Below are 1,115 nucleotides of genomic sequence, written 5' to 3' on the forward strand. Positions count from 1 at the left end.
TGGAGAAGCTAACCCAAGTGCGTCATGCCCGTCTTCAAGGGTAGGGGATCAGCCTCCCTCTTGCAAATGCGCCATGAACACTTCGGTCGGTGTCCTGTATCCGAGGCATTTGCGCGGTTGATCGTTGATATGGCGCCCGAGATGGAGAAGGTCGCGTTGTGACACAATTGCCAGGTCTGTGGTGCCCGGCAGGAAACGTCGAACGCGCTTGTTGGTGTTCTCGACGGTTCCTTTTTGCCACGGCGCACTTGGGTCGCAAAACCAGCTATGCGCGCCGATCCCTTCTTCCAAAGCCCTGAATCCGGCAAACTCGGTACCGCGATCAAACGTGAAGCTCTGACGCGCAAAGGCCGGCAAAGGCGAAAAAGCTCTGATGATCTTGTCCATGATCGGGCGAGAATGCCGGCTTGGATTCTTGATGAGAACGGTGTAGCGGCTCTTGCGCTCGACGAGCGACGTGACATTGGCATGGCCGAGTGGACGCTCAAAGATGAGGAGGTCGCCCTCCCAATGTCCAAACTGCGATCTATCTCCAATAAAATCAGGACGTTGGGATATGCGGTGCGAGGCTGGAAACACACCGTCGCGCGGCTTCCTGGAGCGCAGTGGACGACGTTTGCGACGCGCTTCCGGTAGATACTGATAGAGGCCAAGCCCGTAATCTTCCTTGCTGTAAATGAAGCGGTAGATTGTCTCTTTACAGACGCGGACGAGGCTGCGCCCCTCTAACAACAGGCGCCCGGCAATCTGCTCCGGAGACCAGCGTGCCTCCAACTGGGTGATGATCTCCGTGCGTAAATTCGGGTGCCGCCGCAGCTTTCTCAGCCGGCGTCGCCGGTCCTTGGAGATATCGTGAGCTACCGTGCTGTAGTAGCCGTCGTAGTCCGGCAGTTCACGATCGCGAAACGTGTTGCGCTTGATCTCGCGGTAAATCGTCGAACGATGGCGGCCAAGCTGACGGGCCATTTCGTTGATGGGAACTTTTGCCGCCACCAGCTGATGTAGGCGTCGTCGGTCGGCGAGAGCAAGCTGCGTATAGCATCGGGACATGCCAAAATCTCCAAAGTGAAGCCGTTGAAATCATTGGCATGTCGCACTTGGAAATAGAATGTACC

At 56.7% G+C, this 1,115-nt stretch carries 1 protein-coding gene; it reads right to left on the bottom strand.

The genetic code is table 11. From position 1 onward, the window contains the following. Positions 1-48: 48 nt before the first annotated feature. On the bottom strand, positions 49-1,050 hold the full coding sequence (locus QTL94_RS24850; protein ID WP_065694384.1) for an IS30 family transposase: 1,002 nt from the start codon (positions 1,048-1,050) through the stop codon (positions 49-51). Between the last annotated feature and the right edge of the window lie 65 nt (positions 1,051-1,115).

The organism is Rhizobium sp. S96, assembly GCF_030382195.1.
Classification (GTDB): domain Bacteria; phylum Pseudomonadota; class Alphaproteobacteria; order Rhizobiales; family Rhizobiaceae; genus Rhizobium.

What these genes read in the sequence shown, in the direction of transcription:
- QTL94_RS24850 (WP_065694384.1), bottom strand. Translation starts at nt 1,050, where the DNA reads ATGTCCCGATGCTATACGCAGCTTGCTCTCGCCGACCGACGACGCCTA.